Annotated in this window: 11 protein-coding genes; 5 read left to right on the top strand and 6 right to left on the bottom strand. The window is 67.3% G+C overall.

Features of this window, described 5'->3' with window-relative positions; translation table 11 throughout:
- Nucleotides 1–42: 42 nt before the first annotated feature.
- Entirely contained in the window at nucleotides 43–777 is a 735-nt protein-coding gene (locus tag ACUJB0_RS03715; RefSeq protein ID WP_444844055.1) for a glycine-rich domain-containing protein, read from the bottom strand.
- A 113-nt stretch (nucleotides 778–890) separates the two neighbouring features.
- Between ACUJB0_RS03715 and ACUJB0_RS03710 the strand changes: the two genes are divergently transcribed.
- From ACUJB0_RS03710 to ACUJB0_RS03690, 5 genes are all read left to right on the top strand, one after another.
- On the top strand, nucleotides 891–1,088 hold the full coding sequence (locus ACUJB0_RS03710) for a hypothetical protein (protein WP_444844054.1): 198 nt from the start codon (nucleotides 891–893) through the stop codon (nucleotides 1,086–1,088).
- Nucleotides 1,089–1,208: 120 nt separating this feature from the next.
- The gene (locus tag ACUJB0_RS03705) at nucleotides 1,209–4,235 is read left to right on the top strand and encodes a TonB-dependent receptor (RefSeq protein WP_444844053.1); all 3,027 of its coding nucleotides are present in this window, start codon (nucleotides 1,209–1,211) and stop codon (nucleotides 4,233–4,235) included.
- Nucleotides 4,236–4,313: 78 nt separating this feature from the next.
- Nucleotides 4,314–5,819, top strand: coding sequence for a tryptophan halogenase family protein (locus tag ACUJB0_RS03700; RefSeq protein ID WP_444844052.1), 1,506 nt, complete (start codon nucleotides 4,314–4,316; stop codon nucleotides 5,817–5,819).
- A 74-nt stretch (nucleotides 5,820–5,893) separates the two neighbouring features.
- A complete protein-coding gene (locus tag ACUJB0_RS03695; RefSeq protein ID WP_444844051.1) occupies nucleotides 5,894–7,237 on the top strand; it encodes a sensor domain-containing protein in 1,344 nt (447 codons plus the stop codon).
- Between the two features lie 117 nt (nucleotides 7,238–7,354).
- Nucleotides 7,355–9,319 (top strand): glycoside hydrolase family 97 protein, encoded by a 1,965-nt coding sequence (locus ACUJB0_RS03690; RefSeq protein WP_444844050.1) that lies wholly within the window; start codon nucleotides 7,355–7,357, stop codon nucleotides 9,317–9,319.
- 19 nt (nucleotides 9,320–9,338) lie between these two features.
- On the opposite strand, the gene ACUJB0_RS03685 is transcribed toward ACUJB0_RS03690, so the two are convergent.
- The 5 genes from ACUJB0_RS03685 to ACUJB0_RS03665 are packed head-to-tail and all read right to left on the bottom strand — an operon-like array spanning nucleotide 9,339 to nucleotide 13,981.
- Nucleotides 9,339–10,052 carry a FadR/GntR family transcriptional regulator gene (locus ACUJB0_RS03685; protein WP_444844049.1) on the bottom strand — a complete coding sequence of 238 codons (714 nt, stop codon included), beginning with the start codon at nucleotides 10,050–10,052 and terminating at the stop codon, nucleotides 9,339–9,341.
- Nucleotides 10,053–10,071: 19 nt separating this feature from the next.
- Complete coding sequence (locus ACUJB0_RS03680) at nucleotides 10,072–10,899, bottom strand: amidohydrolase family protein (RefSeq protein ID WP_444844048.1); 828 nt, start codon at nucleotides 10,897–10,899, stop codon at nucleotides 10,072–10,074.
- Nucleotides 10,899–11,849 carry a sugar kinase gene (locus ACUJB0_RS03675; RefSeq protein WP_444844047.1) on the bottom strand — a complete coding sequence of 317 codons (951 nt, stop codon included), beginning with the start codon at nucleotides 11,847–11,849 and terminating at the stop codon, nucleotides 10,899–10,901. The genes ACUJB0_RS03680 and ACUJB0_RS03675 overlap by 1 nt, the downstream gene beginning before the upstream one ends.
- Nucleotides 11,846–12,970 carry a mannitol dehydrogenase family protein gene (locus ACUJB0_RS03670; protein WP_444844046.1) on the bottom strand — a complete coding sequence of 375 codons (1,125 nt, stop codon included), beginning with the start codon at nucleotides 12,968–12,970 and terminating at the stop codon, nucleotides 11,846–11,848. Before ACUJB0_RS03670 ends, ACUJB0_RS03675 begins: the two co-directional genes overlap by 4 nt.
- The gene (locus ACUJB0_RS03665) at nucleotides 12,971–13,981 is read right to left on the bottom strand and encodes a zinc-binding alcohol dehydrogenase family protein (RefSeq protein ID WP_444844045.1); all 1,011 of its coding nucleotides are present in this window, start codon (nucleotides 13,979–13,981) and stop codon (nucleotides 12,971–12,973) included.
- Between the last annotated feature and the right edge of the window lie 65 nt (nucleotides 13,982–14,046).

The raw sequence follows: 14,046 nt of genomic DNA, 5'->3' as shown, positions 1-14,046 counted from the left end.
CAGGGCAAGCGGTTCGCCGTATGCCAGCGCTGGGTCGGGGCGTCAGTCGCCGCCGCCCCCGCCGCAACCGCCCCCGCCATCCCCGCCGCAGCCTCCACCACCGCCGTCCCCGCCGCCATCGCCACTACAGCCTGAATCCGAGCCGGAATGGCCGTGCGCCCCGTCGCAAGATCCGCCGCCGCACCCGGCTGCGGATCCGCCCAGGTCGGCGCCACAGTAGATCGTGGCGCCGCCATCCGCCTGGCGTGCGGCGCCGTTGCAATCGACGACATAGGTAAAACCATTTGGTACGTTCAATTGGGCATCCAACGCGAACAGCAAAGGAAGCCGGGTGGGGTGGCGCGGGTTGATGTTTTCCTGGCGACAGACCTGGAACCAGCACCGGCGTATCCCGGCATTGCCCCGCTGGCCCTTGCTTAACATCGCGGCGGGCGTGTGGTGCAGGAACCGGCCGAAGCCGCGACGGCAGAATTGCTGATAATTTTTAGTGTAGAGGATGAATTCGTGCCACAGGTCGTCAACGATCTGGGACGGCATGGAGACGAATTCCCTGCCGCTGTTGAGATGGGCCAGAAAGAACTGCCGCAGCCCCTGTGCCACAAGCTGGTAGTTTTCCATACTTAGGCTCGGATGGCGCTCGCGCAGTTTTTCCAACAAGCCGACGGGGAGCGCGTAGGCCGTGATGTAGGCCACGCGGCGCGACCGCAGCCGGCGTCGCCAAAACATGATGCCGAGTCCAGCTGCCAGACCGCACATTACGATGACTGTCGGTGTCATGTGGTCGCTCCAAAAGTAATGGCCCAGTCGCCGGCACGGCGCGCGCTATCGAGCACGCCCAGTATTTTATTCAACGTTGGTGATTTTGCAAATTGGCTCAGCCGCATGCTGCCATGAAAAACCGGTTCGGGCAAACCAGGCGGCAGAGGAACGGCGTGCGGATGATCGAGCGGGTGGCGCCGGCCGCGAGCGCCGTGTTGCGGGAGGACGACATATTGCGCCGCGATGCCGCCGGCGCGCTGGCGATCCGCACTGGTACGGCAGTCCGGATATGGAATTTCATTCTTGGGATTGAGGATTTTTGTGATTGAGTGAGATCGATGCTGCAAGCAACATCTGCCTGTCACCTGATCGTATGGTGGCAACATACAAAGACGGAGACAAAATTGAGCGAATTTAAAAAAACAGCGATCGCTGCCGCGGTTGCACAAGTGTTGCTTTTGACCAGTGGCGCCGTGCTGGCGCAGACCGCTACCGCCACCGATAAGGACAAGGAAGCCCAACCCGTCACGGTGATCGTGGCTGGCCAGCGCGCCGCGCTGGAGTCGGCCGCCAACATCAAACGGAACTCGGACGAGATCGTCGATTCGATCGTGGCCGCCGACATCGGCAAACTGCCCGACCGTTCGGTCACCGAAGTGTTGCAGCGTATCCCGGGCGTGTCCATCGACCGCACCCAGTACCGCGCCGATCCGCTGCAAAGCACCGGCGACGGCATCCAGCGCTTCGCCGCCGAGGGCACCGGGGTGTCGGTGCGCGGCATGAACTATGTGCGTTCGGAACTGAATGGGCGCGACTCCTTCTCCGCCAACGGCGGCCGCGCGCTGAGCTTCGAGGACGTGCCGCCCGAGCTGATGGCCGGCGTGGACGTCTACAAGAATCCGTCCGCCGAGCAGGTCGAGGGCGCGATCGGCGGCCTGGTCAATCTGCGCACCGCGCTGCCGTTCGACTACAAGGGCTTCAAGGCGGCGCTGTCGGTGGAAGAGTCGCGCGCCAGCCGCAGCACGCACACCCGGCCGGGACTGTCCGGCCTGATCTCGAACCGCTGGACCACGCCGCTGGGCCAGTTCGGCGCGCTGCTTGACCTGGCGCATTCGGAAATCTCCACCGCCAGCGACAGCATGGGCGTGAGCCCCTACATTCCGCGCACCGACATCACGCCCGGCCAGACCCGCTGGATCAGCCCGGGCGCAAGCTGGAGCTCGAACACCTTCGACCGCACCCGTGACGGCCTGTACGGCGCGCTGCAGTGGAAGAAAGACAATTGGTCTTCCTCGATGACCTACTTCAAATCGAAGTACAAGATGTACACCGAGGAGGCCGGCTTCTTCATGGCCACCACGCCGGCCACGCTGACCGTCGATCCGGGCGCGACCTACGATGCCAAGGGTGCGCTGCTGACGGGCGTCCTGCACAACCCGACCGACGGCGGTTTCGGCCTGAGCAACGGCATCGGCTTCGGCACCGACGCGCGCCGCTCGAGCCGCAAGGCCGACACCTCGGACCTGTCCTGGAACATCCAGTGGCGCCCGACCGACCAGTGGACCCTCACCGCCGACCTGCAGCACACGCGCGCCACCACCCAGGCCTATGACAACACCGTCGGCCTGGGCGGCTTCATGCCCAAGGAGACGGTTGACCTGCGGACCTCGGTGCCGACCTACACCTTCGACGCCAGCGACCGCGCCTGGCTGGCCAACGCCAACAACTACTACTGGAGCTTCGCCCAGGAGCACCGCGACGCGGCGGTGGCCACGCAGGATGTGGCACGGGCCGACGCCCGGTTCGTGTTCGATTCGCCGGTGCTGCGCGACCTGCGTTTTGGCCTGCGCATGACCGACCGCGATTCGGTCACCAACCGCACCCACGGCGGCAATGGCGGCAACGAATGGCAGAACATCACCCAGTCCTGGTCGGTCGGCAACAGCTGGCAGCCCTACAGCCATTTCGCGGTCCTGACCGATCCGCGCCTGGGGCAGTCGAACTACGTGGCCCACAGCTTCGGCAACTTCTTCAACGGCACCTTGCCGGCGGCGCCGACCATCATCGTTCCGACCCAGGCGATGGTCAGCAGCTCCTTCGACTCGGTGCCGGCGGCCTACCAGGAATTGCACAACTACGCCAACTACTACTGCAACACCCCCGGCGCCACCGGCGATTGCACCAACTGGAAGCCTTCGGTGTTCGGCGGCCCGAGCGACACCAACCAGCAGAAGGAGCGCACCAAGGCCGCGTACACCCAGTTGCGCTTCGGCTTCGACAACCTGCGCTATCCGGTCGACGGCAACGTCGGCGTGCGTGTCGTGAAGACCGAGGAGAAGGCGACCGGCATGACGATCTTCAGCCCGCCGACCGGCACCCAGGTGCAGGGCGTGCCCACGATCGCGGCGGTGAACGACCTGCACACGATCGACAACAACTACACCAACGTCCTGCCGAGCCTGAACCTGCGCATGAAGGTCAACGACGAGCTGCAGTTCCGCTTCGCCGCCTCGAAAGGCATGTCGCGGCCGGACTTCTACCAGATGCAGCAGTACACCACGCTGGACCTGAAGCCGCAGACGCACGTCGACCCGGTGACCAAGCAGACCGTGCTTGATTCGATCGACTTCGTTGGCGACAGCGCCGGCAACCCCTTGCTCAAGCCGGTCCTGTCGAACAACCTGGATCTGACGGCGGAGTGGTACCTCAGCCATGGCAGTTCGCTGACGATGTCGCTGTTCCACAAGAAGATCAAGGACATCATCATCACCCGCACGGTGATCAACACGCTGACCGACTCCGCCGGTGTGAAGCATGACTTCCTGACCAACGGGCCGGCCAACGGCGCCGACGCGCGCGCCTATGGCGCCGAGGTGGGCTTCCAGCATTACTTCGACAATCTGCCGGACTGGCTGAAGGGCATCGGGGTGCAGGGCAACTACACCTACATCCGCAGCAAGCAGGACATGCACGCGCCGACCGCCCTGTGGTGCACGCCGAAGGGCACGCTGGAGTCGGAGACCCTGCGTAACTTGTCCGGTTGCGACACCGACGGCCGCGTGCTGGGCAGCGAGCCGATGCTGGGCACGTCCAAGAACGCGGTGAACTTCGCCCTGCTGTACGACAAGGGACCGTGGTCGGCGCGCCTGGCCTACAGCTGGCGTTCGGACTACCTGCAGGTGATCAACGCCTTCGGCACCAACGGCGGCGACGGCATCGACCAGAATCCGAACAGCCCGAACAAGGGCCAGTCGGGCTCGGTGAACTACGCGCTGCCGGTCTGGGGCGGAGCGTATGGCCAGACCGACCTTGGCGTGCAGTACAAGGTGAACGACAACATCACCGTGTCGTTCGACGTCGGCAACCTGACCAACGCCATGTTCAAGCAGTATATGCAGCAGCAGATCGGCCTGAAGGAGCACTTCGCCAACTTCACCGGCCGCAGCTACTACCTGAAGGCGCATTTCTCGTTCTGAGTTGATGCAGCACCCGCCTCCCGCGGTCCGCCGCGGGAGGCGATGGCATAATGGTGCCTCGCATAAGGAGCAGCAGGGATGACCGATCAAGCGATCCGGAAAATTGTTATCGTCGGCGGCGGGACCGCCGGCTGGATGAGTGCGGCGGGACTGGTGAAGCTGCTGGGCGCGTCGTGCCAGATCGTGCTGGTGGAGTCGGCGGAAATCGGTACGGTCGGGGTGGGCGAGGCGACGCTGCCGACGCTGCCTTATTTCAACCGTTCGCTCGGCATCGACGAGGTCGACTTCGTGCGCGCGACCCAGGCCACCTTCAAGCTCGGCATCGAGTTCAAGGACTGGGGGCTGGTCGGCAACCGCTTCTTCCACGGCTTCAGCGACTACGGTCCGCTGGTCCAGGGCCGTTCGCCGTATCTGCACTGGATGCGGCTGGCGCGCGAATTCAAGGACATGCCGCCGCTGGAGGAGTGGTCGATGACGGCCGTGATGGCGCGCAAGCAGCGCTTCCAGCCATCGTTCGAGCTGGCGCCGGGGGCGGGCTCCGCGTATTCCTACGGCTACCACTTCGACGCCGGGCTGTACGCGGCCTATCTGCGCGACTACGCCGTGCGGCTGGGCGTGCGGCGCGTGGAGGACATGGTCACCACGGTTGAGCAGCATCCCGAAACCGGCTTCATCACCGCCATCAATCTGCGCGACGGCCAACGCATCGAAGGCGACCTGTTCGTCGACTGTTCGGGCTTCCGCGGCTTGCTGATCGAGGGCGTGTACCAGGCCGGCTACGACGACTGGAGCGCCATGCTGCCCTGTAACAGCGCGCAGGCCGTACCGTGCGCCAGGGGCGAGCGGGTCACGCCGTACACCATATCGACCGCGCGACCTGCCGGCTGGACCTGGCGCATCCCGCTCCAGCACCGCACCGGCAACGGCCATGTGTACTGCGACGGCTTCACGACCGACGCGGAAGCGCAGCGCCTGTTGCTCGACAACCTGGACGGCGAGGCGCTGGCCGAACCGCGCCAGCTGCGCTTTACCGCCGGCCGCCGGCGCAAATCGTGGATCAAGAACTGCGTCGCCATCGGCTTGTCCGGTGGCTTCCTGGAACCGCTCGAATCGACCAGCATCAACATGATCGAGAACGCGGTGGGCTGGCTGGTGCAGTACTTCCCGGACCGCGCCTGCCGCCCCGCGCTGGCGGACGAATTCAACCGGCTGGTGTCGGAGCGCTATGAGTATGTGCGCGACTTCATCATCCTGCATTACAAAATCACCGGCCGCAGCGATTCCGAGTTCTGGCGCTATTGCGCCGACATGCCGATTCCCGACACGCTGCGGCACCAGATCGAATTGTTCCGCGAGACCGGCCATGTCATGATCTACGACCTGCAGGGTTTCCGCGAGGCGTCCCACCTGGCCATCCTGACGGGGCTGGGCTTACGGCCCCGCGGCTACGACCCGATGGCCGAGCTGCTGGACCTGCGCCAGGTGCAGGCGCATTTCTGGAACCTGCGCAATGCGATCGCGCGCGCGGTGGACGGCATGCCCGACCATGCGCAATTCCTGCGGGAGCACGTGGCGGCCGCTTAAGGGGGCGATGCAATTTAGCAACACTCCGCGCTAGTCCTCCTCGCGGCCGGCATTCAGGGCTAGAATGGCCCGATATGCACAAATCCAGCGCCGACACGATCGCCCGCTTCACCGACCTGCTGATGGACGCCGTCTGCATGGTCGATGTTGACGGCCGCTTTGTGTTCGTCAGCGCCGCCTGCGAGCGCATCTTCGGCTACACGCCGCAGGAAATGGTCGGCATGCGGATGATCGACCTGGTGGCGCCGGCCGACCGCGAGCGCACGCTGGCGGCGGCGCGCGCCATCATGGACGGCCAGCCCAATTCCCGCTTCGAAAACCGCTACGTCCGCAAGGACGGCCAGCTCGTCTACATCATGTGGTCGGCGCGCTGGTCGGAGGCGGACCAGCTGCGCGTGGCGGTGGCGCACGATGTCACCGCCAGCAAGCAGGCCGAGAGAATGCAGTACACGCTGTATGCGATCTCCGAGGCGGCCCACGCCAGCGACGACCTGCCCGCGCTGTTCCAGCGCATCCACCGCATCATCGGCACCATGCTGCCGGCCAGCGGCTTCGCGGTCGCGCTGCGGGACGAGCAGGGCACGGGCCTGCGCTTCGCCTATCACGTCCACGCCGGCGGCGCCGCGCCGCATGCGCTGGCGCGCTGGCTGGGCGAGGAGGTGCTGCGCGGCGGCGCGCCGGTGCTGCTGACGCCGGCGACGATGGCGCTGGCGCCGCCTTCCGTGCGGGCCGCCGCGGGCGCCGAGCCGGATTGCTGGATAGGCGTGCCGCTGACCACCACCCAGGGCGATATCGGCGTGCTCCTGCTGCAGGGCGGGGACGCTCCCGGCCAGGCCGGCTACACCGACCAGGAGCAGGAGTTGCTGACCTTTGTGTCCAGCCAGGTGGCGACGGCGATCCATCGCCAGCAGCTCAATTCCAGGCTGCGCTTCATGGCCCAGCATGACGAGCTGACCCAGTTGCCCAATCGCCGGCTGTTCCTCGACCGGCTGCAGATGGCGCTGGCCCGCGCCCAGCGCCACCAGGGCCAGCTGGCGCTGCTGTTCATCGACCTGAACAAGTTCAAGCAGGTCAACGACGAGCATGGACATGACTGCGGCGACGAGCTGCTGCGCGAGGTGGCGCGGCGCCTCAAGTACTGCGTGCGCGAGTCCGACACGGTGGCGCGGCTGGGCGGAGACGAGTTCGTCATCATCGTGGAAGAGGTGCTGGTGGCTGACGACGCGCTGCGCATCGTGGAAAAAATCCATCAGGTCCTGGCGGTGCCGATGCGGCTGGCCGACGGCGTGAGCCTGGGCGCCACCGCCAGCATCGGCGTGGCGCATTACCCTGAACATGGCGACGACATCCATCAGCTGATGCGCCAGGCCGACCAGGCCATGTACGTCAGCAAGCTGCAAGAGACGCATTCCGGCTAACCGCCGCCGCCGGCATCGGCGGCCGGAAAAAATGCGCTTGATTGTCTTCAATATATTCCATACAATCAGGCTCCGTCGCCCGCCCTCGCGGGTGCTAATCCCAATAACGAGAATGGTATGAAGAGACGCGAAATTCCGCAGCAAATGGCCGGTGGCGCCATGAGCAAACCCCTGTTGACGACGCTCGTGGCGGCGCTGCTGCTGCCGCTGGCGCAGGCTTCGGCCGCGCCGGCGCTGGTGTCGTCGCCCGACGGGCGCACCACTATCCGGATCGACGACGACGCCGGCCATTTCACGGTCGCGCGCCGGGGCGAGACCGTCATCGCGCCGTCGCCGCTGGGGCTTGAGCTGGACGGCGCGCCGGAGCTGGGCGCCCTGCGCCTGGAGCGGCGCGAGGACGTCAAGGTCGACCGCACCATTCCGCTGGTGGCCACCAAGGCCGCCCAGGCGCGCGACCGCTATCGCGGCGCCACGCTGGTATTCCGTGAACAGGCGCCGGCCGGCCGCCGCCTGTACCTCGACGTGCGCGCGTATGACGACGGCGTCGCCTTCCGCTACCGGCTCGACGGCGCCGAGCCGGTGCGCCTGCGCGGTGAGCGCACCGCCTTCGTGCCGGCCGGCGATCCGGAGTGCCTGGCGTCGGTGGCCGACGGCGCGCACGAGGTGCCGTTCGAACGCGTGAAGGTGTCGCAGCTGCGCGCCGGCCAGGCCTACGACGTGCCGGTGGTCTGCACCGCGCCGTCCGGACGCACCTCCTACGCCATCACCCAGGCCAACCTGGCCGGCTACACCGGCGCGGCGCTGCTGCCCGAGGGCGGGGCGCTGCGGATACGGTTGTCGGCGCCGCCCAAGCGTCCGGCGCCGGCCTTCGTCTCGCAGGCCGGGCTGACCACCGCGTGGCGCGTGGTGATGATGGGCGACCGTATCGGCGACATGATTTCGTCGCAGCTGGTCGGCAACCTCAATCCGCCGCCGCAGGGCGACTTCAGCTGGGTGCGGCCGGGCAAGGCGGCGTGGGACTGGTGGTCCGGCCCCCTGGTCGGCATGAAGCCGGGCATGGACAACTACAAGCGCTTCATCGATTTCGCCGCCGCCTCCGGCCTGCCGTATTACCTGATCGACGCCGGCTGGGCATCCGGCCCGGGTGGTTGCTGCGACGCGAATCCGGCCACCGACGTCACCCGCGCCGCCGACGGCATCGACATGCCGGAACTGGTGCGCTACGCCGCCGCCAAGAACGTGGGCCTGATGCTGTGGGCGCACTGGGAGCACGTGGCCGGGCGCATGGACGAGGTGCTCGACACCTACGCGCGCTGGGGCATCAAGGGCGTCAAGATCGATTTCATGAACCGCGACGACCAGGACGTGGTCGACTTCTACCAGCGCGTCGCCGCAGCCACGGCCAAGCGCCACATGCTGCTGGACCTGCACGGCGCCTACGTGCCGGCCGGCCTGCAGCGCAGCTATCCTAACTTCATCACGCAGGAAGGCGTGCGCGGCGCCGAGTGGGACAAGATGGACAAGTCCATCACGCCGCGCCACAACCTGATGCTGCCGTACACGCGCATGCTGGCCGGCCCGCTCGATTACACGCCGGGCGGCTTCCACAACGGCACGCCGGCCACCTTTACGGTGCGCGAGGTGATGCCGCAGACGCAGCACACGCGCGGCCAGGCATTGGCGATGTACGTGGTGTACGACAGCCCGCTGCAGATGGTGTCCGACGATCCCGAGGTCTATCGCGGCGCCGCCGGTTTCGACTTCATCCAGCGCGTGCCGACGGCATGGGACGAGACGCGCTTCCTGTCCGGCACACCGGGTCTGGACATCGTGCTGGCGCGCCGCCAGGGCCGCAGCTGGTATCTGGGCGCGATGACGGCGGACGAAACGGCGGGCGGCCGCGCCGAGCCGGTGTCGCTGGGCTTCCTGCCGGCGGGCCGCTTCCGCGCCACGCTGTGGGAGGACGGCGATACGCCGAATGAAGTGCGCCGCGTGGAACGCGTGGTGACGGCGCGCGATACACTCACGCTGCGCCTTGCGCCAGCGGGCGGCGCGGCGGTGATCCTGGAGCCGCTGCGCTGATGCTGGCTGGAGGGGGCGGTCAGCCCCCTCCAGCCAGCGTGCGGTTCACGCGCTGCAGGTGGGCGCGCATGGCGCTTCGTGCGGCGACCGGATCGCTGCCGGCGATGGCGTCGTAGATTGCGCGGTGATCCAGTAGTGTGGTTATGCGCAGTTCCTCGGTGCGGTAATGCTCCTTGAGCCGGTGCCACAGGCTGCTGCGCTGGCGCCACAGGTAATCGACCACGCCGACGAACGCCGTGTTGCCGCTGGCGCGCGCGATGGCCAGGTGGAAGTTGCGGTCCGCCTGCTCGTTGCTGGAGCGGTCTTCATGGCTGCGCTCCATCTCCAGCAGCGCCGCCAGGATGGCGCTTACCGCGGCGGCAGTGGCGTGTTTGGCGGCCAAGGCGGCGACCTCTGTCTCGATCATGCTGCGGGCGGACAGCACCTCGAATGGTCCCGGACCGGCCTCCGGCACGGCGGCCGGCGATGCCTCCGCTTCGCACACGTACACGCCGGAGCCGCCGCGCACCTCGACCACGCCGCCCAGTTCCAATGCGATCAGCGCCTCGCGCAGCGAAGCGCGGCTGACGCGCAGTGATGCGGCCAGTTCGCGCTCGGCGGGAAGGCGCTCGCCGGGGGCGATGCCTTGCTGGATGATTAGCTCTTGAATGCGTTCGGCGACTACGCGGTACATACGTGGCTCGGACGGCCGGTTCGTCAGCGCCGGGGTTTCGGTCAGGGTCTCTGGCTGCATGGCGTTCGGTACGTGGAGGTTAGTCAATTTGGTAGAAGCGGTGCGCGTTCAGGCCGAATACGGCCGCGCGCTGCGCCTCGTTCAGATGCGCCAGCAGCGCCTCACTGGCGGCCAGCCACGCCGGGTAGTCGGCGGCCAGTGTGAGTACCGGCCAGTCGCTGCCCCACATTACGCGTTCCGGCCCGAAGGCTTGCAGCACATGCTGCGCGTAGGGCCGCAGTTGGTCCACGGTCCATTCGGCTCCGGCCTCGGTGACCATGCCGGACAGCTTGCACTCCACCTGCGGCAGCGCCGCCAGCTTGCTCATGTCGTCTCGCCACTGCGCGTGCGGCGCGCCGTCCATGGCCGGCTTGGCCGCATGGTCGATCACGATCGGCAGCTCCGGGTGGCGGCGCGCGAAGGCCAGCAGCGCGGGGAGGTGGCGCGGCAGTACCAGCGCGTCGAGGCGCAGGCCGTGGCGCAGCATGGCGTCCACCGCCGGCGCCAGGGCCGGATCGTCGATCCAGCGGTCGTCGTCCAGGTCCTGCAGCATGGGCCGCAGTCCGCGCAGCTTGGGATGCGCGGCCAGGGCGGCGATGTGCTCGGGCGCGTCGGCCGCCTTCAGGTCCGCCCAGCCGACCACCGCGCCAATGAAGCTGTGGCGGTCCGCCAGATCCAGCATGTAGCGGGTGTCCGCCTCGTTGGGCATGGACTGCACCAGCACGGTGGCGGCCACGCCGTTTTCCGCCAGCAGCGCGGTCAGGTCGGCGGGATGGAAGTCGCGGTAGATGGGGGCAAGTTCCGGCGGCGGCCATGCGCCTTGGCGCGCGGCCAGTTGCCAGAAATGCTGATGGGCGTCGATGCGCATCAAGGCTCCGTGTTCAAAGAGGGAAGGGCTGCAGCCGGTATGATAGCGCCCGGATGCGTCACCACGGCGGCGGCCACCGCGCATCCGAATTCCGCCGCCTTGACGCTGGACGCGCCACGCAGGCGCTGCGCCAGGTAGCCGGCGTTGAAGCTGTCGCCGGCGGCGGTGGTGTCCACGGCGCGTACCGCCAGCGCGGGGACGTGCACGGGCTGCGCCGAATGCTGTGCAGCGCCGCCGATCAGGCAGCCGTCTGCGCCCAGCTTGAGTACCACTTCCGGTATGCCGAGCGCCGCGATGCGTGCCAGCGCTTCGGCCGGACTGCGTTCGCCATGCAGCAGCACCTCGTCGTCAAAGCTGAACAGGGCGTGGGTGCACACCTGCGCAGCGCGGTCCATCCAATCGCGCGCGGTGGCGACATCCCACAGCGCCGGGCGGTAGTTGTTGTCCAGCGCGACCCAGCCGCCGGCCGCGCGCACCTGCGCCGCCAGCGACAGCAGCGCGGCGCGCCGCTCGTCGTCCAGGATGGCCAGCGTGATCCCGGTCAGCAGCAGCACGCGGCACTCGGCCAACTGCGCGCCCAGTTGCGCCAGGTGCGCGGCGGACAGCATGCTTCGCGCCGCGGATTGTGCGCGCCAGTAGGTGAAGCGGCGCTCGCCGTTGGCGTCGGTTGCGATCGCGTACAAGCCCGCCGTGCCGCCGGCGCGGATGTCGATCAGGCTGTCGTCGATGCGCTCCTCCCGCATGTGGTCGCGGATCAAACCGCTCATCGCATCGTCGCCCAACGCACTGACGTAGCGAACCGGCATATCGGGCGCCAGCCGTTTCAGGTAGACCGCCGTGTTGTAGCTGTCGCCAGCCGCCGCGTGGGCGAGGGTGCCTTGCGATTGCGGACGCAGCTCCAGCATGCACTCGCCGACCGACCACAAGGCGCCGTTCATGTGCTTACTCATGCCGCCTCCCGCAGCAGCGCGGCGCGCAGGCGCGGCTGCGCCAGCGTCAGGCCTTGTTCGGCGGCCAGCGCCACCACCGGCTGAAGGCGGCGCTGCTTCTTCTGCTCGTGGTTCTGCGCGATGTCGGCCAGCCGGTGCGCCAGGAAGGGATTGGTGAAGCGGTCGCGCACCTGCGCCAGATAGGCGCGCGCGATGTCGGCCTCGCCCAGCGCGTCGAACACCGGCAGCACTTCCTCCTCCCACAGCGCCTCCAGCTGCGCGCGCAGTTCAGGATCGGCCATCGCCTGCAGCACGGTCTCGTCGACGGCGCGGCTGGTTCGCAGCCATTGCTCGGCGAGGAAGGTGTGGCCCAGGTTCAGCAGGAACAGCTTGCGCCGCTCATACGGCTCCAGTCGATCCGTAACGACGATCTGCGGATGGGTACAAGGCAGCACCATGCCGGGCTGCGCCTCGATTACCCAGATAGCGTAAGGCTCGGCCACCGCGCCGGCCGGCTCGATCGGCTCGGAGACGATGCGGTCCACCAGTGAATTGATCCACACGCAGGCGCCGCCCAGGTAGGCGAGGAAGCCCTCGTCCAGGCGCCACTCGCGCGCCAGCTGGCACACCAGCTCCCGCAGCACGCTGCCGTTGTTGGCCACCAGCTCGCACGGATACAGCGTGACCGGCGCGCCGCCTTGCAGGTAACGCCGGTGCAGCAGCACCAGCAGCTTGGCGGGGAAGCTGCGCGGCGGCGTGTCCGCGTCCAGCAGCGCCGGGCCATCCTGCGCCGACAGCTCGTAGCCACGGTCGCCCGTGTTGGAGACGATCACCCGCACCGGGCCGGCGACCAGCGCGCGGATCGCCGGCCAGTCGTGGTCCGCCTGCAGCGCGGCCTCGATGGCGGTCACGCGGTACTCCTGCTCGACCACGGCGCCATCCTCACGGCCACGGATGCGCACCGGATAGCCGCCCGGCGCATTGAACGCCGCCACCCGCTGCGCACTCTGCGCGCTGCCGGTGGTCTGCACCACGGTGATGCGGCCCAGCGCCTGTCCGTTTTCCAGCGCCTGCTGGACGAACAGGTCGACGTGCGCCTGCAGGAAGCGGCTGGTGCCGAATTGCAGAATAGGCGAGGCCATTTACACCTCGACGATGGCTTTGATGACGCCCGCCGCAGGATCCATCCACTGCGGCAGCACCGACACGAAATCGGACAGCGTGGTGCGGTGCGTGTTCATCAGGCCAGTCGGCACCAGGCCCGCCTTCATCGCCGCCAGCACTTCGCGGAAGTCGTCGGCGGTGGCGTTGCGGCTGCCCAGCAGGTTGGTTTCGCGCTTGTGGAATTCCGGATCGGCGAAGGAAATGCGGTCCAACACGATCGACACCAGCACATACGTGCCGCCGTGCGCGACGAATTCCAGCCCGCGCTCCATGGCCTTGACGTTGCCGGTGGCGTCGAACACCACGTCGAAGAACTCGCCGTTGGTCAGCGCGGACAGCTGCGCCTTGTCCTGATCGCCAAGCGTCACCGTGCGCGGGACGTCCAGCGCGTCGCGGCAGAAGGCCAGTCGGTCCTCGCGCCCATCCAGCACCGTCACGTTGCCGCCCTTGAGACGCGCGAACAGCGCGGCGGCGATACCAATCGGGCCTGCGCCCACCACCAGCACGTTCTGGCCGGGCCGTACGCCGCCGCGCCGCACCGCGTGCGCGCCGATGGCCAGGAACTCCAGCATCGCCGCGTCGTCGAGGGAGATGCCGTCGGTCTTGAACACGAAGCGCTCGGGCAGCGCCAGGTATTCGGTCATGCCGCCGTCGCGGTGCACGCCCAGCACCTGGATATTGGTGCAGCAGTTGGTCTTGCCCTGGCGGCAGGCGATGCAATCGCCGCACGACAGATAGGGCATCACATACACCTGGTCACCGGCTTTCAATTCGCTGCCCTCGGGCGCGGTGACGATTTCGCCCGACAGCTCGTGGCCCATCACGCGCGGATACTGCAGGAAGGGCTGGGTGCCGCGGAAGATATGCATATCGGTGCCGCACAAGCCGATGCGGCACACGCGCACCAGCACTTCGCCGGCCGCCGCCTGGGGCACCGGGCGCTCGACGAGTTGAAGGTCGCCGGGAGAGAGGCAAACAACGGTTTTCATGATTGTTTTTTTCCGTATTGAGGTTGGATGTGCTTGTATTGTACGTGATATATCGAATACAATCG

The sequence above is a fragment of the Duganella caerulea genome (assembly GCF_040362985.1).
Lineage (GTDB): Bacteria > Pseudomonadota > Gammaproteobacteria > Burkholderiales > Burkholderiaceae_D > Rugamonas > Rugamonas vulcania.
This window is presented reverse-complemented; position numbering and strand designations above follow the sequence as displayed.